General features: G+C 65.6%; 1 protein-coding gene. It reads right to left on the reverse strand.

Annotated elements, in window-relative coordinates:
• On the reverse strand, positions 1-256 hold a 256-nt coding region (locus tag TW83_RS18350; RefSeq protein ID WP_045984226.1), incomplete at both ends, for an ATP-binding cassette domain-containing protein.

Genomic DNA, 256 nt, shown 5'->3' on the forward strand with positions numbered 1-256 from the left:
TCGCCGATGGCATGGGCGCCCACGACGCGGCCCTTGTTCATCACCACGACCCGGTCGCACAGGTCGAACACGTCATGGATGTCGTGGCTGACCAGGAATATCCCGATCCCGTCGGCCTGCAGCTTGCGGATCAGGTCTGCCACCATCGCCGTCTCGGACGGGCCCAAGGCTGCGGTGGGTTCGTCCATGATCAGCACGCGGGTGTCGAAATAGATCGCACGCGCGATCGCGATCACCTGGCGCTGGCCGCCCGACA

This window comes from Paracoccus sp. S4493 (assembly GCF_000967735.1).
Lineage (GTDB): Bacteria > Pseudomonadota > Alphaproteobacteria > Rhodobacterales > Rhodobacteraceae > Paracoccus > Paracoccus marcusii.